The 20,988-nt window shown below is 69.6% G+C and carries 18 protein-coding genes; 9 read left to right on the top strand and 9 right to left on the bottom strand.

Going from position 1 to position 20,988, the window contains the following annotated elements; all coding sequences use genetic code 11:
- The first annotated feature begins 52 nt into the window (after positions 1 to 52).
- The 5 genes from ACZ5WE_RS28325 (at position 53) to ACZ5WE_RS28305 (ending at position 7,309) form a co-directional block, all read left to right on the top strand.
- The gene (locus ACZ5WE_RS28325; protein WP_467688443.1) at positions 53 to 814 is read left to right on the top strand and encodes an NUDIX hydrolase; all 762 of its coding nucleotides are present in this window, start codon (positions 53 to 55) and stop codon (positions 812 to 814) included.
- A 191-nt stretch (positions 815 to 1,005) separates the two neighbouring features.
- Complete coding sequence (locus ACZ5WE_RS28320; RefSeq protein WP_467688441.1) at positions 1,006 to 3,300, top strand: ATP-binding cassette domain-containing protein; 2,295 nt, start codon at positions 1,006 to 1,008, stop codon at positions 3,298 to 3,300.
- 161 nt (positions 3,301 to 3,461) lie between these two features.
- Positions 3,462 to 4,349 carry a FadR/GntR family transcriptional regulator gene (locus ACZ5WE_RS28315; RefSeq protein ID WP_467688439.1) on the top strand — a complete coding sequence of 296 codons (888 nt, stop codon included), beginning with the start codon at positions 3,462 to 3,464 and terminating at the stop codon, positions 4,347 to 4,349.
- A gap of 425 nt (positions 4,350 to 4,774) precedes the next feature.
- Complete coding sequence (locus tag ACZ5WE_RS28310) at positions 4,775 to 6,316, top strand: RNA polymerase sigma factor (RefSeq protein WP_467688437.1); 1,542 nt, start codon at positions 4,775 to 4,777, stop codon at positions 6,314 to 6,316.
- 162 nt (positions 6,317 to 6,478) lie between these two features.
- Positions 6,479 to 7,309, top strand: coding sequence for a serine protease (locus ACZ5WE_RS28305; protein ID WP_467688435.1), 831 nt, complete (start codon positions 6,479 to 6,481; stop codon positions 7,307 to 7,309).
- 169 nt (positions 7,310 to 7,478) lie between these two features.
- On the opposite strand, the gene ACZ5WE_RS28300 is transcribed toward ACZ5WE_RS28305, so the two are convergent.
- On the bottom strand, positions 7,479 to 7,706 hold the full coding sequence (locus ACZ5WE_RS28300) for a DUF7455 domain-containing protein (RefSeq protein WP_389913001.1): 228 nt from the start codon (positions 7,704 to 7,706) through the stop codon (positions 7,479 to 7,481).
- Between the two features lie 440 nt (positions 7,707 to 8,146).
- Here ACZ5WE_RS28300 and ACZ5WE_RS28295 point away from each other — a divergent pair, with 440 nt between their 5' ends.
- The 3 genes from ACZ5WE_RS28295 (at position 8,147) to ACZ5WE_RS28285 (ending at position 12,556) form a co-directional block, all read left to right on the top strand.
- Complete coding sequence (locus ACZ5WE_RS28295) at positions 8,147 to 10,270, top strand: DNA gyrase/topoisomerase IV subunit B (RefSeq protein ID WP_467688433.1); 2,124 nt, start codon at positions 8,147 to 8,149, stop codon at positions 10,268 to 10,270.
- A 154-nt stretch (positions 10,271 to 10,424) separates the two neighbouring features.
- A complete protein-coding gene (locus tag ACZ5WE_RS28290) occupies positions 10,425 to 10,967 on the top strand; it encodes a DUF485 domain-containing protein (RefSeq protein ID WP_467688431.1) in 543 nt (180 codons plus the stop codon).
- A complete protein-coding gene (locus tag ACZ5WE_RS28285) occupies positions 10,964 to 12,556 on the top strand; it encodes a solute symporter family protein (RefSeq protein ID WP_467688429.1) in 1,593 nt (530 codons plus the stop codon). The genes ACZ5WE_RS28290 and ACZ5WE_RS28285 overlap by 4 nt, the downstream gene beginning before the upstream one ends.
- Positions 12,557 to 12,602: 46 nt before the next feature.
- On the opposite strand, the gene ACZ5WE_RS28280 is transcribed toward ACZ5WE_RS28285, so the two are convergent.
- The 4 genes from ACZ5WE_RS28280 to ACZ5WE_RS28265 are packed head-to-tail and all read right to left on the bottom strand — an operon-like array spanning position 12,603 to position 17,237.
- Complete coding sequence (locus tag ACZ5WE_RS28280; RefSeq protein ID WP_467688427.1) at positions 12,603 to 13,283, bottom strand: response regulator; 681 nt, start codon at positions 13,281 to 13,283, stop codon at positions 12,603 to 12,605.
- Positions 13,280 to 14,935, bottom strand: coding sequence for a sensor histidine kinase (locus tag ACZ5WE_RS28275; protein WP_467688425.1), 1,656 nt, complete (start codon positions 14,933 to 14,935; stop codon positions 13,280 to 13,282). Before ACZ5WE_RS28275 ends, ACZ5WE_RS28280 begins: the two co-directional genes overlap by 4 nt.
- 28 nt (positions 14,936 to 14,963) lie before the next feature.
- A complete protein-coding gene (locus ACZ5WE_RS28270) occupies positions 14,964 to 15,929 on the bottom strand; it encodes a sucrase ferredoxin (RefSeq protein WP_467688423.1) in 966 nt (321 codons plus the stop codon).
- Positions 15,930 to 15,965: 36 nt separating this feature from the next.
- Complete coding sequence (locus tag ACZ5WE_RS28265; protein ID WP_467688421.1) at positions 15,966 to 17,237, bottom strand: citrate synthase family protein; 1,272 nt, start codon at positions 17,235 to 17,237, stop codon at positions 15,966 to 15,968.
- A 113-nt stretch (positions 17,238 to 17,350) separates the two neighbouring features.
- Between ACZ5WE_RS28265 and ACZ5WE_RS28260 the strand changes: the two genes are divergently transcribed.
- Entirely contained in the window at positions 17,351 to 18,535 is a 1,185-nt protein-coding gene (locus ACZ5WE_RS28260) for a citrate synthase/methylcitrate synthase (protein ID WP_467688419.1), read from the top strand.
- Between the two features lie 110 nt (positions 18,536 to 18,645).
- Here ACZ5WE_RS28260 and ACZ5WE_RS28255 read toward each other — a convergent pair whose 3' ends face one another.
- From ACZ5WE_RS28255 to ACZ5WE_RS28240, 4 genes are all read right to left on the bottom strand, one after another.
- On the bottom strand, positions 18,646 to 18,891 hold the full coding sequence (locus tag ACZ5WE_RS28255; protein WP_467688417.1) for a hypothetical protein: 246 nt from the start codon (positions 18,889 to 18,891) through the stop codon (positions 18,646 to 18,648).
- Positions 18,892 to 19,005: 114 nt separating this feature from the next.
- Positions 19,006 to 19,668: a DUF6082 family protein gene (locus ACZ5WE_RS28250; RefSeq protein WP_467688415.1), complete on the bottom strand. Its 663-nt coding sequence runs from the start codon at positions 19,666 to 19,668 to the stop codon at positions 19,006 to 19,008.
- Between the two features lie 108 nt (positions 19,669 to 19,776).
- A complete protein-coding gene (locus tag ACZ5WE_RS28245; RefSeq protein WP_467688414.1) occupies positions 19,777 to 20,010 on the bottom strand; it encodes a hypothetical protein in 234 nt (77 codons plus the stop codon).
- A 176-nt stretch (positions 20,011 to 20,186) separates the two neighbouring features.
- A complete protein-coding gene (locus ACZ5WE_RS28240) occupies positions 20,187 to 20,750 on the bottom strand; it encodes a DUF6082 family protein (protein WP_467688412.1) in 564 nt (187 codons plus the stop codon).
- Positions 20,751 to 20,988: the final 238 nt, after the last annotated feature.

The following is a 20,988-nucleotide window of genomic DNA, read 5'->3' as shown; positions in this document are numbered from 1 at the left end:
ATCGGATGCCGGAGGAGCTGATTATCGTCAGGCAGACGACTATGATCGCGGCATGTCGCCCTACGACCCGTCGGCCTTCCCGCCCTTTGCTGTCACCGTCGATCTGGTCGTGCTGACCGTGCGTCGCCACGCGCTCTGCGCGCTTGCCGTACGCCGGGGCGAGTCGCCGTTCCAGGGTCGTTGGGCGCTCCCCGGCGGATTCGTGCGTGACGACGAGGACTTGTCGGCGGCCGCCGCGCGGGAGTTGGTCGAGGAGACGGGGCTGTGCGCCCACGATCCGGACTCCCCGGCCCAGGCGAACGGCGCGCACCTGGAGCAGCTGGCCACGTACGGCGATCCGAAGCGCGATCCACGGATGCGGGTCGTCAGCGTCGCCCATCTCGCGCTCGCCCCCGACCTCCCCGCGCCGCGGGCCGGCGGCGATGCGAACAGCGCGCGCTGGGCGCCGGTCGAGGCACTGCTCAACCAGGGTGGATACGGTCGTGAGGGCGAACAGGCGGCGCCGCTCGCCTTCGACCACGCGCGGATCCTGGCGGACGGCGTGGAGCGCGCCCGTTCGAAGATCGAGTACTCCTCGCTGGCGACAGCCTTCTGTCCGCCCGAGTTCACCGTCGGTGAGCTGCGCCGGGTGTACGAGGCGGTGTGGGGCGTCGTGCTCGACCCGCGCAACTTCCACCGCAAGGTGACCGGCACGCCGGGCTTCCTCGTCCCCACCGGTGGTACCACCACTCGCCAGGGGGGCCGTCCCGCCCAGCTCTTCCGGGCGGGCGGTGCGACGCTGCTCAACCCGCCGATGCTGCGCCCCGAGGTCTGAGGCGCGCGCCACGGGTCGCCCCGCAGGTCACCTGTCGGTCTGGTCGCCGAGCGGACACCCGCAGCCCGCAACCTGACCGAAATGCCGGAAATATCGCGTTATCTTGCTGAAGTACCCACGGGGTTCGACCGTCCCCGACCCGGCGGACGAACCCTGGCCGCCGAGCGGTCGCACATCCCGCGAGAGAAGCGATGATCCAGGCCATCGGACTGACAAGCAATCCCCGCCAGGAGCTGCCGCCCGCCGTCGACGACGTGTCGTTCGAGGCGCGAACAGGCCGTGTCACGGCACTGCTCGGCGCGCAGGGCGCCGGCAAGACGACGGCGCTCAGGCTCATGCTCGAAATCCAACAGGGCCGAGGAGTCACCTACTTCAGAGGACGTCCGCTGCACCGCATCACCTACCCGTCACGCGAGGTGGGCGTCCTGCTGGGTGAGGTCCCGGGCCACCCCGGCCGCACGGTCCGCGGTCAGCTGCGCATGTTGTGCGCGGCCGCCGGTGTGCCCGCCCAGCGCGCCGACGACGTACTCGAAGTCGTCGGGCTCGTCAGCCTTCGAGATCAGCGTCTCGGCACGCTCTCGCGTGGCATGGACCGCCGTCTCGGCCTGGCCTGCGCGCTGCTCGCCGACCCGCACACGCTCGTCCTCGACGGGCCAGCCGACGGGCTCTCGGCTCGGGAGGGCGGCTGGCTGCACGGGATTCTGCGCGCGCACGCGGGCCAGGGCGGGACCGTCCTGTTCTCCACGGCCGACCCCAAGGAGGCCGCACGGACCGCCGACCGCGTCGTCACGCTGGAAGCGGGCCGACTGGTGGCCGACCAGGAGGCCGGGGACTTCGCCCGCACCCGGCTGCGCCCCCGGGTCGCTGTGCGCAGTCCGCACGCGGCTCGGCTCGGCGTGCTGCTGTCCAAGGAGGCCAGGGCCGGGCAGCGCTCCATCGAGGTGGTGCAGGAGGACGGGAGCCGGCTCTCGGTGTACGGCAGCAATTGCGCCGACATCGGAGAGACGGCTTTCCGGCACGGAATTCTCGTCCATCAACTCGCCGACGAAATCGGGGACGCGGGGCCTGCGGCTGAGGCTGCTGTGACCGACCCCGAGCCCGTGTCCGCCCCCGGAATCGACGCCTCCGACGCGGCGGCTGCGGCGGGCGACGCGGGAGGGAGCCCAGCAGGAAGCGACTGGGCGCCAGAGCCGCCAGCCGCGGCAGCCGCGCCAGCCGCGGCAGCCGCGCCAGCCGCGCCAGCCGCGCCAACCGCGCCAGAGACGCCAGTGCCAGCCGCCATGCTGCCAGGAGCAGGAGCAGGAGCAGGAGCAGGAGCAGGAGCAGGAGCAGGAGCAGGAGCAGGAGCAGAAGCAGGAGCAGGAGCAGAAGCAGGAGCAGAAGCAGAAGCAGAAGCAGAAGCAGAAGCAGGGGTCGAGACCTCGCCCGAGGCTGAGACCGTGGCAGCGTCCGGGACCGCCACCCAACTCGCCCCTACGGACCGCACCGCCACCACGGATCGTCTCGCCACCGCGGCCCACACCGCCACCGCGGCCCGCACCGCCACCACCGACCGCGGCGTCACCGCCGGCCTTCTCGCCACCACCGACCGTCTCCCCACCGCCGCCCGCGTCGCCACCACCGACCGCACCGCCACCCCGGACCCCCTCACCATCGCCGCCCAGCGGATTCCCGTGGCGCCGTCCCCCCTGCCGCCCCCCATCTCGGTTCGGCCCGCCGGCAGCCCTCTCCGTCCCCTGCGCTACGAGCTGCGTCGCGCTGCCGGTGTCGGTACGGGGTACCTCACGACGGCCGTTGTGCTCGCCGTCTCCGCCGTTCTCTGCGTCTTCCTCGCCAGGAGCGGTCACACGCCGCAGCCTTACTTGCTGGCCGCCTGGCCCCAGGAACTCCCCTTGCCGCCCGCAGCGCTCGGCGCCGGACTGCTCGGCGCCCTCGCCTTCGGTGAGGAATTCCGCCACCCCGCCCTGGCTGCCGACCGGGGCACCGTCCCCCGCCGCTTGGGGCTGCTCAGCGCCAAGTTGATCGTCGCGGCCGCCACCGCTCTTGTGCTGAGCCTGCTCGTCCTGGTCTCCGACGCCGCGCTCCTCCACCTGGTATACGGCGAAGAGATCGCAAAAGTTCCCGCCGACTGGCTTTCGCTGAGCACGAGTTGGGTGGCACTGGTCGCGGGCTGCGCCTGGGCGGGGGTGCTCGCAGCCGGAGTCTTCCGGTCCACTACCGCCGGCCTCGCCGCGGTTCTCGCGGTGCCGATCGTCGTCGTACCGCTCGTACAAAAGGCCTTGGAGGGACCGTCTGTGCGATCGGCGGCGGGGCTCCCCGGGAGGCTGCGCGACCTCGCACTGGTGCAGTGGCCGTTCGGTGTCGAGCGATATCTGGCCGGCGGAGTCCGGCTGGTCGCCCAACCTGTGGGCAGCGCGCTGATGTTGTCGCTGACCACACTGCTCTGCGCATATCTGCTCACGGGGATGCGCAGACGGGCTCGATAGCGACCGTCCGTCGCTTGTGTTTCCGTGCTGCGCACAACTCCTCGGAGAACGCCCATTTCTTTCCGATAAGGCGTCAATTGCGGCGGGGTAAGCGATCACCCTTTCGTGTGCTTTTCACCAAAGACCTCAAGGGACTTGGGGGCCACGCCGACAAAGGTTCCGTGAGTACCCTTGCGCACACCATGATGACCGCCGCCCGCTCCGCAGACTCCGGCCTCGCCGGCCCGGGCGAACTCGACCGCTACCCCTACGCCGAGGCCCCGGGTGCCGACCGCGTCGTCGCGCCCTCGTGGGACAGCGCCGACCAGGACCTCGGCCGCGTGGGACGACGCACCGCAGGCAGCCGCGGCCGCGGGCTGCACGGCCAACTCGTCCAGCAGCTCGGCCAGATGATCGTCTCCGGCGACCTGGGAGCCGACCGCCCGCTGGTCCCCGAGGAGATCGGCCAGCGTTTCGAGGTCTCCCGCACCGTCGTCCGGGAATCGCTGCGTGTACTGGAAGCCAAGGGCCTGGTCAGCGCCAGGCCCAACGTCGGCACGCGCGTGCGGCCCGTCAGCGACTGGAACCTGCTGGACCCGGACATCATCGAGTGGCGTGCGTTCGGGCCGCAGCGCGACGACCAGCGCCGCGAACTCAGCGAGCTGCGCTGGACGATCGAGCCCCTCGCCGCCCGGCTCGCCGCGGGCCACGGCCGCGAGGAGGTGCAGCAGCGGCTCGCCGACATGGTCGAGATCATGGGCCACGCCCTGAGCCAGGGCGACGGGATCACCTTCTCCCGCGCCGACGCCGAGTTCCACTCGCTGCTCATCCAGCTCGCGAGCAACCGCATGCTGGAGCACCTGTCGGGCATCGTCTCAGCGGCTCTCCAGGTCTCGGGTGGCCCGGTCACCGGCTGCGAGCGCCCGACCGAGGCATCCCTGGTGCACCACTCGCGCATCGTCGACGCCCTCGGGGCGGGCGACGGACCGGGCGCCGAGGCCGCGATGCGCCAGCTGCTCACCGTCCACCCGGAGGTGGAGCGCGTCGTGCCCGCCCCCCGCGAGCACTGACGGCCGGGTCCGCGTCCGTTCGGCCGGCTCATGCGCCTCGCGGCCCGACCTCATCACTCCGTTGGCGCGGTGGCGTCGCCGGGACTCTGTGGGTTCCTCGGGGACCCGGCAGAGACCCGGCGACGCGGCCGTTGCTGTTCGGAGGGCCGCCAGGGCTCAGGTCTGGACACCTCTGACCGTATCTGGGCGCTTTTGAGCGCTTACGCGGTGTGACTCGGGCCACGTAGATTGGGCGTAACGCTCCTCGGGGCAGCGCGATGACCTAAGAGGTGATAGCCGAGGAGGGAATACAGCAGTCGTTCGCGACGCTGTGCAGCTTCCCGGCCGCGCCTGCGCCGTCGGCCCATCCCCAGTCGTCGGTCGTCGGTCCTGGTCCACAATGGACGGGGCCGGAAGCCGTTTTCCAACGTTCCGAGAGGTTGTTCGTGTCGGCCAGCACATCCCGTACGCTCCCGCCGGAGATCGCCGAATCCGTCTCTGTCATGGCGCTCATCGAGCGGGGAAAGGCTGATGGGCAGATCGCCGGCGATGACGTGCGTCGTGCCTTCGAAGCTGACCAGATTCCGGCCACTCAGTGGAAGAACGTTCTGCGCAGCCTCAACCAGATCCTCGAGGAAGAGGGTGTGACGCTGATGGTCAGTGCCGCGGAGCCGAAACGCCCCCGCAAGAGCGTCGCAGCAAAGAGCCCGGCCAAGCGCACCGCGACCAAGACAGTCGCGGCCAAGGCGGCCACGGCCAAGCCGACCACCGCGACCGCCGCCCCCGAGGCGTCGGCCGTGGATGTCGCAGCTGAGGACGCGCCCGCGAAGAAGGTCGCTGCCAAGAAGACGACGGCGAAGAAGGCCGTCGCCAAGAAGACCGTGGCCAAGAAGGCGACGGCAAAGAAGAGTGCGTCCAAACAGGACGACGAGATGGTGGACGACGAGGCCACTGAGGAGACGTCCGCCAAGGGCAAGCCCGGTGAGGGCGAGTCCGCGGAAGAGGGTCCCCAGGCAGGCTTCGTACTGTCCGACGAGGACGAGGACGACGCCCCGGCCCAGCAGGTCGCCGCGGCCGGTGCCACCGCCGACCCCGTCAAGGACTACCTGAAGCAGATCGGCAAGGTCCCGCTGCTCAACGCCGAGCAGGAGGTCGAGCTCGCCAAGCGCATCGAGGCCGGCCTGTTCGCCGAGGACAAGCTGGCGAATGCCGACAAGCTCGCCCCGAAGCTCAAGCGCGAGCTGGAGATCATCGCCGAGGACGGGCGCCGCGCCAAGAACCACCTCCTGGAGGCCAACCTCCGTCTGGTGGTCTCCCTGGCCAAGCGCTACACCGGCCGCGGCATGCTCTTCCTGGACCTCATCCAGGAGGGCAACCTCGGTCTGATCCGCGCGGTCGAGAAGTTCGACTACACCAAGGGCTACAAGTTCTCCACGTACGCCACCTGGTGGATCCGTCAGGCGATCACCCGCGCCATGGCCGACCAGGCCCGCACCATCCGTATCCCGGTGCACATGGTCGAGGTCATCAACAAGCTCGCGCGCGTGCAGCGCCAGATGCTCCAGGATCTGGGCCGTGAGCCCACCCCGGAGGAGCTGGCCAAGGAACTCGACATGACCCCGGAGAAGGTCATCGAGGTCCAGAAGTACGGCCGTGAGCCGATCTCCCTCCACACCCCTCTGGGTGAGGACGGCGACAGCGAGTTCGGTGACCTCATCGAGGACTCCGAGGCGGTCGTTCCGGCCGACGCGGTCAGCTTCACGCTCCTTCAGGAGCAGCTGCACTCCGTGCTCGACACGCTGTCCGAGCGTGAGGCGGGCGTGGTCTCCATGCGCTTCGGTCTCACGGACGGCCAGCCGAAGACGCTGGACGAGATCGGCAAGGTCTACGGAGTGACGCGTGAGCGTATCCGTCAGATCGAGTCGAAGACGATGTCGAAGCTGCGTCACCCGTCGCGTTCGCAGGTCCTGCGCGACTACCTGGACTAGTCACCAGCGCTCCACAAGGAAGACCCGAGGCCTCACGCGAGGCCTCGGGTCTTCTGTTTGTCCGATGCCTCCACCCTGACGCGGAGCGCGTGGCGCGGGTGCGGGGTGTGCCGCACTGGATCACTGTGGGTGTTTCACGGCAACCCAGAGTGAGGAGTTCGCATGCCTCGTCCTTTCGCCCGTACCTTCACGGCGGCGTTGGCCCTTGTCGCCCCGGTGGTGGCGCTGCCGCTGGCCTCTCCGGCCCCCGCGGCGGCCGACAGCATCGTCATCGGGGGCAGTCCGGTCCGGGTGGCCGACAGCCCCTGGGTAGTGGCGCTCTCCAGCCGTGACCGGTTCGGGGGTACGCGTTCGGGACAGTTCTGCGGAGGCGTGGTGGTCGGACGCACGAGGGTCCTCACCGCGGCGCACTGTCTGGGAGAGGAAGTCCTCGGAGTGCGGCTGAGCGAGATGAGTGACCTGAAGGTGATTGCCGGCCGGGATGATCTGAGCACGTCACAAGGCCGTGAGATCCCGGTACGCGAGGCTTCGGTCAATCCGCGGTACGACAGTTCCTCGAACTCCGGCGACGTCGCGGTGCTGTCGCTGGCGAGCCCGCTTCCGCAGGGCTACGTGATCCCCATGGCCGGCGCGGGCGACCGGGCATACGAACCCGGCACGCGCGCGGCGGTCTACGGGTGGGGTGACACGACGGGATCGGGTGACTACGCGCGTACGCTGCACTCCGCGTACGTGCGTGTACTGCCCGACGCGACCTGCAGGGAGGCGTACCCGGGCAATTCTGACGGAACGTACACGGCCGCATCCATGCTGTGCGCGGGGGAAGTTGAGGGCCGGCGTGATGCCTGCCAGGGGGACAGCGGCGGTCCGCTGATCGCACACGGGCGGCTGATCGGCCTGGTCTCGTGGGGGAGCGGCTGCGGGCGGGCCGGGAGTCCCGGGGTCTACACGCGGATCTCGGGTGTCGCGCGGGAGATGCCACTGCGCGGGTGAAAGTACGGGAGTTGTCGGTGCGAGGGGTGTGGAGCGCGGCCAGGGACCGCCGAGGAGGTGCCTGGGCGCCCGTGTAACGCGAGCGGGCGGCCGTCCCTGGGGTTGGCAGGGTCGGCCGCCCGATCACCGGCCTGGTGTGCGCCGGATGGCTCGTCGTGGGTGCGAGGCGTCAGTGGTCCTCGTCGTTGGTCTCCGGGACGGCCGTCAGCCGCTCCGTCTCGTCCTGTATCTCAGCGGCGATCTTCTTGAGTTCCGGCTCGAACTTGCGGCCGTGGTGGGCGCAGAAGAGCAGTTCACCGCCGCTCAACAGGACGACGCGCAGGTATGCCTGGGCGCCGCAGCGGTCGCAGCGATCAGCGGCCGTCAGGGGGCTCGCGGGGGTCAGAACAGTAGTCACGTCGCCTCTTCTCTAGCTCGACGAGCTGTCGTACCAGGGTCAACATCCAACCAGGCCGAAAACGTTCCCGCTCGTGGCTTTTCCTCGAAGTTTTTTCCGAGGCGGTTGTCTGCTGCCGGTTGGCGGCGAATGTGCCGTATTACGTCTCTTACGTGTCGTACGGTTTCGCGCTGTCTGTCAGGTCGGTCGTCCGCCGGCTGGGTTGCCGGTTGTTCATGAGGACGTGCCCGGAGCCTAAATGGTTCATGCCTGGAAGGGAACGTGACGTGCGCTTCACTCAATCGAAGGATCGAACAAGCGTGCGGTACTGGACTAGTGTGAGTTGAGACGAGGGTGGCGTTACAACGGCTCTACCAGGCCTCGGTACCCTCTGAGCGGCAACCGAAGCCGGGTCCTTACCCCAAGGGACCCCTTTTGAAATTCAGCGAGGAGCGAACCGCGTGACCGCCGAGACGTCCGTGCCGTCCACAGCATTGCTGACCGGAGCAGACCGGGACGGTTCCAACTACACCGCGCGGCACCTGCTCGTCCTGGAGGGGCTCGAGGCCGTTCGCAAGCGTCCTGGCATGTACATCGGGTCCACGGACAGCCGTGGCCTGCTGCACTGCCTCTGGGAGATCATCGACAACTCCGTCGACGAGGCCCTGGGCGGCTACTGCGACCACATCGAAGTCATCCTCCACGACGACGCCTCCGTAGAGGTCCGGGACAACGGCCGAGGCATCCCCGTGGATGTCGAGCCCAAGACCGGCCTCTCCGGAGTCGAGGTCGTCATGACGAAGCTCCACGCGGGCGGCAAGTTCGGCGGTGGCTCCTACGCCGCCTCCGGCGGCCTGCACGGAGTGGGTGCCTCCGTGGTGAATGCCCTGTCCGCACGCCTCGACGTAGAGGTGGACCGCGCGGGGCACACCCACGCGATCAGCTTCCGTCGCGGCGTCCCCGGCGCCTTCGCCAAGCCCGGCCCCGACGCCGACTTCGACTCGTCGGCCAAGCTGCGCAAGGCCAAGAAGATCCCCAAGACTCGGACCGGCACGCGCGTGCGCTACTGGGCCGACCGCCAGATCTTCCTCAAGGACGCCAAGCTCAACCTCGAGACGCTGCACCAGCGTGCCCGGCAGACCGCCTTCCTGGTGCCGGGCCTGACCATCGTCGTACGCGACGAGTACGGCCTCGGCGAGGGCGGCACCAAGGGCGAGGAATCCTTCCGCTTCGACGGCGGCATCAGTGAGTTCTGTGAGTACCTCGCCCAGGACAAGGCCGTCTGCGATGTCCTGCGCCTCACCGGGCAGGGCAGCTTCAAGGAGACCGTCCCGGTCCTCGACGACCACGGGCAGATGACCCCCACCGAGGTCACCCGTGAGCTCACCGTGGACGTCGCCCTGCGCTGGGGCACGGGCTACGACACGACACTGCGGTCCTTCGTCAACATCATCGCCACCCCCAAGGGCGGCACCCACGTGACGGGCTTCGAGCGCTCGCTCACGAAGACGATGAACGAAGTGCTGCGCACCCAGAAGGTGCTGCGCGTCGCCGAGGACGACATCGTCAAGGACGACGCCCTGGAGGGGCTGACCGCGGTCGTCACGGTCCGTCTCGCCGAGCCGCAGTTCGAGGGCCAGACCAAGGAGGTGCTCGGCACCTCGGCGGCCAACCGCATCGTCGCCAACGTCATCGCCAAGGAGCTCAAGGCGTTCCTGACGTCCACCAAGCGCGACGCCAAGGCGCAGGCGCGCGCCGTGATGGAGAAGGCCGTCGCCGCGGCCCGCACGCGCATCGCGGCCCGCCAGCACAAGGACGCCCAACGCCGGAAGACGGCCCTGGAGTCCTCCTCGCTGCCCGCGAAGCTGGCCGACTGCCGCAGCGACGACGTGGACCGCAGCGAGCTCTTCATCGTCGAGGGCGACTCGGCGCTCGGCACCGCCAAGCTGGCGCGGAATTCCGAGTTCCAGGCCCTCCTGCCGATCCGCGGCAAGATTCTCAACGTTCAGAAGGCGTCCGTGACGGACATGCTGAAGAACGTGGAGTGCGGCGCGATCATCCAGGTCATAGGGGCAGGGTCCGGCCGGACCTTCGACATCGACGCGGCGCGCTACGGGAAGATCATTCTCCTCGTCGACGCCGATGTCGACGGCGCGCACATCCGGATTCTGCTGCTCACCCTCTTCCAGCGCTACATGCGCCCGATGGTGGAGGCGGGCCGGGTCTTCGCGGCCGTGCCGCCCCTGCACCGGATCGAGCTGGTGCAGCCGAAGAAGGGCCAGGACAAGTACGTCTACACGTACTCGGACAACGAGCTGCGCGAAACGCTCCTGGAGTTCCAGCGCAAGGGGATCCGCTTCAAGGACTCCATCCAGCGCTACAAGGGCCTCGGCGAGATGGACGCGGACCAGCTCGCGGAGACCACCATGGACCCCCGTTACCGCACCCTGCGACGGGTCAACATCGGCGACCTGGAGGCCGCCGAGCAGGTCTTCGATCTGCTGATGGGCAACGACGTCGCGCCCCGCAAGGAGTTCATCACGAGCTCGGCGGCGACGCTGGACCGTTCGCGCATCGACGCCTAGCGCTCGCGCGACCGCAAGTCCCAGTTGAGCGGGGGTCTTTGATGGGGTCCTTCACCTGATGGGGTGAAGAGCAGGGAGAGAAGAGTCAGGGATCTTCCCGTTCTGCCCATCCTTGGGCACGCGGCCGAACAAGGCTGCGGACAAGGAGAGTTCGGTGGAGAAGCACGACGGGCGCGATGCGGGGCAGGCGCGGACCGGTGATCCGAGGGATCCCTGGTACGACGCGCTTGCGTCCGGCTGGGGCGAGTTGGACGGCACGGGTGCGCCGGCACCCGTGGCGCCGCCCCGAGCCGCACCGGAGCGGATCGCGAGCGCGGCCGACATCTACCTGGAGGTCCAGCGAAGCGCTGCCTTCCAGGAGGTGCGCAGCCGGTACCGGCGGTTCGTCTTCCCCGGGGTGGCCGTCTTCTTCACCTGGTACGTCGCGTATGTCGTGACGGCGACGACGGCACCGGGGCTGATGGCGCGGCCCGTCGCCGGATCCGTGAACATCGCGATGCTCGCCGGCCTCGGGCAGTTCCTCACGACCTTCCTGCTGACCTGGGCCTACGCCCGGCACGCCCGGCTGAGGAGAGATCACGCGGCGCTCGATCTGCGCTGGGCGGTGTTCGAGCAGAAACGGGAACACGACCAGCGCAGCGAGCGGGACCCTGCCCGGGGGAGCGCGCAGGAGCCGGCCCTTGGGGGCGAACGATGACCGGGGACCACCAGACGCTCGCGCTGTTGCTGTTCGGCGTGTTCGTGGCCGTCACGCTCGCCATCACCACGTGGGTGAGCCGGAACCGGCACGGCTCGGCGGAGGAGTTCTACGCGGGCGGACGGCTCTTCTCGCCCATGGAGAACGGTTTCGCCATCGCGGGTGACTACATGTCGGCCGCCTCCTTCCTCGGCATCTCCGGACTGATCGCGCTCTTCGGGTACGACGGGTTGCTCTACTCGGTGGGCTTCCTCGTCGCCTGGTTGGTCGTGCTGTTCCTGGTGGCCGAACTGGTGCGCAACTGCGGCCGGTTCACGCTCGCCGATGTCGTCGCCGCCCGGATGAGGGAGCGGCCCGTACGCATCGCGGCGGGAACTTCCTCGGTGACCGTGTCCGTTCTCTATCTGGTGGCGCAGATGGTGGGGGCGGGCTCACTGGTGGCGCTGCTGCTCGGCGGGACGAGCGGGGCGGCGCAGACCTGGACGGTGATCGGCGTCGGTGCGCTCATGGTCATCTATGTGTCGTTGGGAGGGATGCGGGCCACCACCTGGATCCAGATCGTCAAGGCGGTCCTGCTGATGTGCGGCGCGATCGCGCTGACCGTGCTCGTTCTGGTGCGTTTCCACGGCGACTTCGACCAGTTGCTGCGGACCGCGGCCGACCGCAGCGGACACGGCAGCCAGTTCCTCGCCCCCGGGTTGAAGTACGGCGGTGACTGGACCTCGCGCCTGGACTTCATCAGTCTCGGGCTCGCGCTCGTCCTCGGCACGGCCGGACTGCCACACATCCTCTCCCGCTTCTACACGGTGCCGACCGCGCGAGCCGCCCGCCGCTCCGTCGTCTGGTCCATCGGTCTCATCGGCAGCTTCTACCTGATGACGATCGTGCTCGGATTCGGCGCCGCCGCGATCGTGGGCTCCGACGCCGTGCGGGGGTCGAATGCCGCGGGGAACACGGCGGTTCCGCTGCTCGCGCTCGATCTCGGAGGCGGCGCGGACTCCACAGGAGGAACGGTTCTTTTCGCGATCGTCGCCGCGATCGCCTTCGCCACGATCCTCGCCGTCGTCGCCGGGATCACGCTCGCCTCCTCGGCGTCCGTGGCCCACGACCTGTACGCGTCGCTGCGGCGCAAGCACGCGAAGCCGCGCAGCGAGGTGGCGGTCGCGCGCCTCGCGGCTGCCGGGATCGGTGTGGTCGCGATCGGTCTGGGGCTGCTCGCCCGGGACCTCAACGTGGCGTTCCTGGTCGGCCTCGCCTTCGCGGTCGCCGCGTCCGCGAATCTGCCGGTGCTGCTCTACTCGCTGTTCTGGCGGAACTTCACCACGCGGGGAGCTGTCTGGTCGGTCTACGGCGGCCTGGTGCCCTCCCTGGTGCTCGTCGTGCTGTCACCCGTGGTCTCCGGAGGGCCGAGCTCCCTCTTCCCGGGCGTGGACTTCCAGTACTTCCCGCTGGAGAACCCGGGGCTCGTCTCCATCCCGCTGGGCTTCCTCGCCGGATGGCTGGGCACCGTCACCTCGGCGGAGCCCGCGGACGAGGCCAAGCACGCGGAGACCGAGGTGCGGTCGCTCACCGGGGCGGGAGCGGCGTAACAGCCCTCCAGGCCCACGGAACGGCACGGCACGGCCATGGCCCTGGCTAGGAGGCGCTGGACGCCCATTCGTAGCGGTGCTCCGGGCGGCCCGTGTCGCCGTACTTGAGGCTGAGCCGGACCCGGCCGGAGCGCTCCAGGAGCTTCAGATAGCGCTGGGCCGTCTGGCGGCTCAGCCGGGTGCGGTCGGCCAACTCCTGGGCGGACAGCGGCCCTTCCGCGCCCATCAGGGCCCTGCGGACCAGCTCGGCCGTGGTGGGGGAGTGCCCTTTGGGCAGCTCGGGCGCCGGAGTCGCCGAAAGGGCGCCGAAGATGCGGTCGACCTCGGCCTGCTCGGCCTCGCCCCCGCCGTCCAGCGTGCGGCGCAAGGTCGCGTACGCGTCGAGCTTGGCGCGAAGTCCCGCGTAGGAAAACGGCTTGACCAGGTACTGCAGGGCGCCGTGGCGCATCGCGGCCTGCACGGTGGCGACATCGCGCGCGGCGGTCACCATGATCACGTCGGTCTGGTGGCCGCGCTCACGGAGCGTACGGACCACCGCGAGACCCGTCTCGTCCGGCAGGTAGTGGTCCAGGAGCACCAGGTCGACGGGGAGTTCCTCGACGCACCGCAGCGCCTCGGCCGCGCTGTGGGCCTTCGCGGCCACCCGGAAGCCGGGGACCTTCGCCACGTAGGCGGCGTTGACGTCCGCGACCCGGACGTCGTCGTCCACGACGAGCACCTCGATCATCGTGTCTCCTCCGTGGGGGCCGGGTCCGTGGGGGCCAGTTCGGCCTGGGCGAGCGCTTCGGGCAGGATGACGGTGAACTCGGCGCCCCCTTCGGGGGAGGCGTCGGCCCGGGCGCTGCCTCCCTGTCGCTCGGCGAGCCTGCGGACCAGGGCGAGCCCGATGCCGCGCTTGCCGTGCGCCGGCGGCTCCTTGGTGGACCACCCCTCGGTGAAGATCGTCTCGCGTTGCTCGGGCGGTACGCCAGGGCCCGTGTCGCTCACCCGCAGGACGACGGCGCGTCCCTCGGTGCGCACATCGACCTCCACGCGCGCGTGGCGGGTGCCCGCGGCCGCGTCGAGCGCGTTGTCGACCAGATTGCCGACGATGGTGACCAGGCCGCCCGGGTCGATCAGCCGGTCGGGCAGCGCGGTGTCGCGCGGGACGGCGAGGACGACCCCGCGCTCCGCGGCGACCGTCGCCTTGCCCACCAGAAGCGCGGCGAGCAGCGGATCGCCGATCTTCTCCGTGATCTGCTCGGCGGTCACCCGGTGCGCGCCAGCCACCTCACCGACGAACTCCGCCGCCTCCTCGTACATCTCCAGCTCCAGGAGGCCGAGCAGGGTGTGCATACGGTTGGCGTGTTCGTGGTCCTGGGCGCGCAGGGCGTCGATGAGGCCGCGGGTGGAGTCCAGTTCGCGGCCCAGCTGCTCCAGTTCGGTGCGGTCGCGCAGGGTGGCGACGGCGCCTCCGTCGTCCGTGGGCATGCGGTTGGCGACCAGGACGCGCTGGCCGCGGACGGTCAGGAGGTCGGTGCCGGTGACCCGTCCGGCGAGCACGTCGGTTGTACGTCCCGGGCCGAGCGCGGTGTCGAGCGGTTGCCCGAGGGCTTCCGCTCCGAGGCCGAGGAGGCGCTGGGCCTCGTCGTTGAGGAGGCGGACGCGTCCCGCACGGTCCAGGGCCACCACGCCTTCGCGGATGCTGTGCAGCATGGCCTCGCGTTCCGCGAGGAGCGCCGAGATATCGGAGAAGGCCAGGTCACGAGTCTGCCGCTGGACCCTGCGTGAGATCAGATAGGCGGCGAGGGCGCCCACGGCGAGGGCCCCGCCCGCATAGGCGAAGAGTCCGGGGATCGCGTGGATCAGCCGGGCGCGGACACTGTCGTACTCGATGCCTACGGAGACGGCGCCCACGATGTCCCCGTCGATGTCCCGCAGCGGCACCTTGCCGCGGGCCGAGCGGCCCAGGGTGCCGTCGTCGATCTCCATGACCTCGTCCCCGGCGATCGCCTCGCTGGGGTCGGTGGAGACGATCTGGCCGATCTCGTCGTGATCGGTGTGGGACCAGCGCACGCCGTCCTTGTTCATGATCACGACGTACTCGGCGCCGCTGGCGTGCCGGATTCGTTCCGCTTCCGTCTGCACGGGCCCGTCGACAGCCGGCTTCGACGAGCGCAGGTCATCGGCGATCTGCGGCTGGGCGGCCGTGGTCTGCGCGATGGCGAGCGCGCGGCGCATCGCCTGGTCGTCCAGCTGATCGCTGAGCGGCGCGAGGAAGAGCCCCGTGGCGAGCACGGCGACCCCGGCGGCGATCGCCAGCTGCATCAGCAGCACCTGCGAGAAGACGCGCCGCGGCAGGCCGAGGCGGAGTCGTCGTGCGGGGGAGGTCGGGCTCATGTGTACGAACGGTACGGCGAGCGGAGGGCTACTCCGAAGTCACTGTGGCGGGGATCTCCCGCGCGGCTCCGTACGCGATCGGCCGCACGGCGACGGCATCCATGCGCGCCGGGGCCGCCAGGGCCGCGCCGCAGCTCTCCGGCCGTGGCGGCAGTGAGGCCCCCTGGACGACCGTCACGCGCCAGCGCCGTCCGTCGGTGTGCGCCACCGTCACGTCCCAGCGCGGGGCCGTGCCGTCCCGCGGGGACGTGACGCCCGTGTGGATGACGCTCAGGGCACCCGCGGCGTCCTCGCCCGTCTCGGCGCGCACCGCGAGCTCGGCGGCCTGTCCCGGGCGGTCCCAGGCGGAGCTGCCCCGGCAGCCTTCGGTGACGACACGGCCCGCACGCACCCCTTCGAGGATCTCCTTGACGGCGGCCTGATCGGAGCGGCCGTACGCGTAGCCGTAGGGCAGGACCAGCAGCGTGGGGGAGAAGCGGTGACCACCCAGATGAGTGACTTCCCAGGCGCCCTCTTCACCGGACGTGGCGAGTGCGGCGGCGAGCGGCCTGCCCAGAAGAGCGCAGCAGCGGTCACGTTTGCCGTTCGTGCAGACCAGGGCGAGCGGGGCGCCCGTGTGCGGGGTGCCGAATCCGCCGTGGTCACCCGCTCCGAGAGCCGCGAAGTCGAGGTCGAGCAACTCCTGGGGCCTGTCCGTGACGTGGCCGCGCAGCCAGGCGTCGCCGGGCACGGTGTGGGCCACGTACACCCTCCGGCGTGCCGGCGGATGGCTGTCCGCGTGGCGGCCCGGGCGGCGGATGAGTGCGATGCGTACGCCGGTTCCCTCGGCGGCGGCCTCCAGGGCGCGGCCGACCTCCGGATCCAGGTGGCTCGAAGTGAGGGCTTTGGCGCCCCACGGACCCGGCTGTTCAAGCAGCAGCCAGGTCCTCGCGGTGGCCGCGGTCCCCGCGAGAGACTCGTCCAGATCCCGCGAAGCGGCGGCGCACGTACTCACAGAGGCGAGCCTAACCCGCGCCGGGTCTGGGGTGATTCATCCGCCGTCGGGCGCGGGCATCGGCTGGGGCGGACGCCGTCCGACGTACTGCCCGCTGGGGCGCATGCGCAGCGGACGTTCCTCGTACTCCTCCAGGGCGTGCGCGATCCAGCCGGCCGTGCGCGCCACGGCGAAGATCGTCTCGCCCGCTTCGGCGGGCATCCCGGACGAGGCGGTCAGGACGGCGAGGGCCAGGTCGACATTGGCGTGCAGGTCCGTGTGGCGGGCCGTGGTGGCCACCACGTCGCGGGCCGCCGCCAGGGCGGGGCCGGCCCTGGGGATGACCTCCAGGAGGGCGAACAGGGCCTCCGCGCGCGGGTCGTCGCCGGGGTAGAGCCGGTGGCCGAGGCCCGGGACGCGGCGGCCCGCGCGGAGTTCGTCGGCCACTACGGGGGCCGCGCTGCCCCGGTCGAGTACGTCAAGGAGCATGCGGTGCGCGAGCCCGCTCGCCGCGCCGTGCAGGGGGCCCTCCAGGACACCGAGGCCTGCCGACACCGCCGCGTACGGGTGGGCGCGGGCGGAGGCGGCGACGCGGACGGCGAGCGTCGACGCGGCGAGGTCGTGGTCGACGAGCAGGGCGAGCGCGGTGTCCAGGGTGTGCAGGGAGGCGTCGTCGGGTTGTCGCCCAGTGAGCCGTGCCCAGAGCCGCCGGGCCAGGGGGCCCTCGTCCCGGTGGGCGCGGCTGATGGGGGGCAGCGCCGCTACCAGGGTGGGGATGAGGGCGCGTGCGGTGCCGATGACGGCCTCTTCGGAGAGGTCGAAGCGGAGGGGGTCGGCTGCCGCGGCCGAGATGGCGGCCACCCGCAGGCGGTCGGTCGGGCCGCTGTGCTCGGGCAGCGCGTTGACGGCGCGGCGTGCGGCGTTCACCGTCTCCTCGGGGGCGGTGAAGCGGGTGCCGGGGCGCATGACGCCGGTCCACAGCCACTCGGCGACCTCTTCGTAGGAGTGCGTCAGGGACAGTTCCATCGCGTCGACACCGCGGTAGTAGTAGCGGTCCTTGTCGATGAGTGTGATGCGGGTGTGGACGGAGAGCTCGCTGCTCGCGGAGGTGGTGGCGGGTTCCCGGCGATTCTTGCGGGCGAGCGATTCGACCTCCTTGGCGTCGAAGGTGCTGCCCCGTGAGCCGGGGCCGCGGCGGCTGCTGAGCTGACCGCGGCTCACGTACGCGTACACGGTTTCCGGCTTCACGCCGAGCAGTTCGGCGGCTTCTCGGGTGCTCAGGCGTCGGCCTTCCTTCGGGGTGACCGGGGTGGCCTCTTGATCCGTCATGGGCATCACCGTATCCACTCAGTCAGTGCAGGCATTGATTCAATCAATATTGACAGGAAAACAGTCAAGCATGGACAGTCAAATCAAGTCCAGGGAGGAAGTCGAGGAAGAACATGTCGATCAATGGCTCCACCACCACCCCCACCACCCCCACCGCCCCCGTGGAGGTTCCCCGCGGGCTCGCGGGCGTCGTCGTGACCGAGACCCGGCTCGGGGACGTCAGGGGATACGAGGGCTTCTACCACTACCGCCAGTACTCGGCCGTCGAGCTCGCGCAGACCCGCAGCTTCGAGGACGTCTGGCACCTGATGTTCCACGGCTCGCTGCCGGATGCCGGGCAGCGAGCCGCCTTCGCCACGCAGACCGCGGCCCTGCGCCGGCTGCCCGACGAGGTGAGTGCCGCGCTGCCCGCCATAGCCCGCGCCAGCGCCCTGTCGGGGCCGCTCTCGGGACTGCGTACGGCGCTGTCGCTCTTCGGTGCGGCGAAGGGCTTCCGCCCCGTGTACGACATCGACGGCGACCGGCGCCGTGCCGATGCCCTCGCCGCGTCCGCTGTCGTACCGACCCTGCTCACGGCGCTGTACCGGCTCGGTCAGGGACTCGACCCCGTGGAGCCGCGCGAGGACCTGTCCTACGCCGCCAACTACCTCTACATGCTGACGGGTTCGGAGCCGGAGCCGGAGCGTGCGCGGGCGATCGAGCAGTACTTGATCTCGACCATTGATCATGGATTCAACGCGTCAACGTTCACGGCCAGGGTGATCACCTCGACGGGCGCGGATGTCGCGGCCTGTCTCGTGGGCGCGGTGGGGGCCCTCTCGGGCCCGCTGCACGGTGGAGCGCCGAGCCGCGCGCTCGACACGCTCGACGCGATCGGGACCCCTGACCGCATCGACGGCTGGATCCGTGAGCGGGTGCTGGCGGGGGACCGCATCATGGGCTTCGGTCACCCCGTGTACCGCACGGAGGACCCGCGTTCGCGCATGCTGCGGGGCATCGCGCAACAATTCGGCGGACCGATGGTGGAGTTCGCGATCGAGGTCGAGCACCAGGTCGAGGCGATCCTCGCCGAACTGAAGCCGGGCCGCGAGCTGCACACCAACGTGGAGTTCTACGCGGGCGTGGTCATGGAACTGTGCGGCCTGCCACGCGAGATGTTCACGCCTACGTTCGCGGCGGCGCGGGTGGTGGGCTGGGGGGCCAACATCCTGGAGCAGGCGGAGGACTCGAAGATCATTCGGCCTGCGGCGCGGTATGTGGGTCCTGTCGCGCCGGAGTCGGTGCCTGCGGTGACCTGACAGTGCCATAGCGGTCACGGGGCAGTGAGTGAGGGACCTGGCCACCCCTGGAGGGGCCAGGTCGGTGTGGTCGCAGCCGACTCGGGAGGTTCACCCACCTCTCAAGGAGGTCAGAGGTCAGGAATGTCGATCTTGGCGTGAAGGAGTGTCTCGCGCGTGATGACCACGATCCCTTCATCGCTCGAGCGCCCTGCATCGGCGGGGAGTTTGCTGTCGAGGGCTGCGGTTCTGACGGCGCCGATCACGGCAAACGAGCCATCGCTGAGCTCGAAGATGTCGGGGCATGTGTTGCCGTCTAGGCTGCCGCGCTGACGAGGGGAGGAGCCGATGCGGCGGATGATGTCTGGTGTGGTCACGAGCGGTAGGTTCTCAGCAGGTAGAGGGTGCAGTCATGCCGGAGTGGCAAAACTTCATCCGCGTGGTGTAGGCGAGGATCTCCAAGGTGCGTACTTTTGCTTCTCTGTTGACCGTCAAGCGGTTGGCGGACTGGCCGGAGAAGGTGGCGTGAAGTAGTCGTCAGCCCTGACCGGCGGCCCGCAGGCGACAGCAGATGCGTACGCCTCGTTCGCGATCTGCACGAAGCGCCGCAAGCGACGGTCGGTCCCCGACTCCGCGAGCCGATGCCACGACGGTCCGCTGTTCACCCAGTAGGCCCGGCCGATCTCGCCTCGGAAGTAGTCCTGAAGGATGGCCCGCATGGTGGGCTCATCGAACAGGTCGAGTTTGAAGTCGGTGCTCCACATGCTGACCATCAGGTTGCAGACGAGAAGCTGACGCCAACGCTGCTGTGTGACAGGCGTGTTGGGCGGCTCCCAGCAACTGAGGAATTCCGGTTCGTTCAGTGTGAGCAGGGTGAGCTCGCGATGAGTGGCCCGGTGTGACTCCTCGTTCTGTATGCGGGTCTGCCGCGCCTGGTAGGCGATCGACAGCACCACACCCATGAGGGCAGCGGCCGAGAAGAGCACCGAGAGCGCGCCATATGTCTGACTGACGTCGCTGAGATGATTCCAGTCCATTCCGTGCGGCGCGACGCTGTTCAGTAAGAAGGGTGTCGCGGAAATGACGGCCAGTGAGGCCAGGGCCCCGCTGCCCCAGGTTGCGAAGCGTCGGCGTATCCCTCTGGGCGATGTCACTGCCCGCCTCCTCCCCTGACCCCAGGAGAGGAGGGTCGCTCAGCATCCTCGGGGGAAGTCACCGCTTAGGCAACAGGGCCCGACGTCGGTGGTGCCTGGGCGCGGGGCCTAAATGCTAGGAATGTCCGCCTTTGCGCAAATCAGGGTTTCGCGGGTGATCACCACGATGCGCTCATGGTCGCCCCGGCCGGCATCGGCGGGGAGCTCCGAATCAAGTTCTGCGGTGCAATCTGTCCCGATGACGGCGAAGTTTCCGTCGCTCAGCTCAAAGATGTCCGGGCAATGCTGTGCCGTGTGGCAGCGGCCTCGTGGGGACTCACCGATGCGGCGCACGATCGTCAAGTAGAACCCTGCTTCGGGGGTAGGTGGCGTTGTGAGTGGCGACAGGGTAGCGGTCCGACGATGAGCCCTGTGTCGACCAGGCTCGATCGAAGCGGTCGTGACGTCCTGTCGGTGTGCACGAGGCGCTCCGGTTCCGTGGCAGGCACTTGGTCCGCCGCCGTCGGCGTCGGCCCTCGTCACTCCGGAGGGTTGCCCACGACCCACCATTCGTCGGTGTCGGCTTCATCCAGATCGTGGATGAGTTTGTCCGTCATGTGGCCGACCTGGGCCTCGACGGAACTGTCCGCGAGGCTCGCCCGAGCAGGCCGGGTCGCCTCCCAGTACTCGCGGAAGATCGGGTTCTGGACCGTGCCGCGGAGGTGGCCGAAGAGCTCCATCTGACTGACGTTGCCGATGCGGTAAGCGAGCAGGGCATTGGTGTAGACGGCGTTGGCGAAGAGGAACTGGCGGTGCTTCGTATGAGGGATCGTGCCCCCGTGCGTGTCGAGGACAGCAGCCAGTGCCGGGTCCTCCATCGCCTTGCTCAGCAGCTCCCATTGGAGCCGTTGCTGGTTGGCGAGGTCGATGTGCCTCTGCAGGCTGCGCTGATCCACTCGCTCGCACCGTTCGACCCGCAAATGCAGTTCCTTGAACCGGCGTTGTTGTGTGATGAGGGCACCAACGGCGCCGACCGTGAAGGCTGCCAGGCTCGCCGTCACGGCAGAGCCCCACCCCCGTGCTCCGTAGTTCTGTGTGGCCATGTCAACCCCCGAATCAGGCGACCGTCCGCCGGTCGTCGTGTGCGGGTCGACAGGGAGCGGACCGGCGAGCGATGGGCGGCGCGCTTGCCGTCTCCCAGGGTGCCGAGCGGCTCTGATCGGCGGGGAGGCGGAGAGGAGGCGCACGGAAGGCATCGGTGGTCGCATGTCCCGGCGCCGTGCCCAATGTGTGCCCCGCCTGCGCCGCTAACAATCGTTCACTTCGCGGCCCTTCCACGCG

It is taken from the genome of Streptomyces sp. NPDC033180 (assembly GCF_055577645.1).
This window is presented reverse-complemented; position numbering and strand designations above follow the sequence as displayed.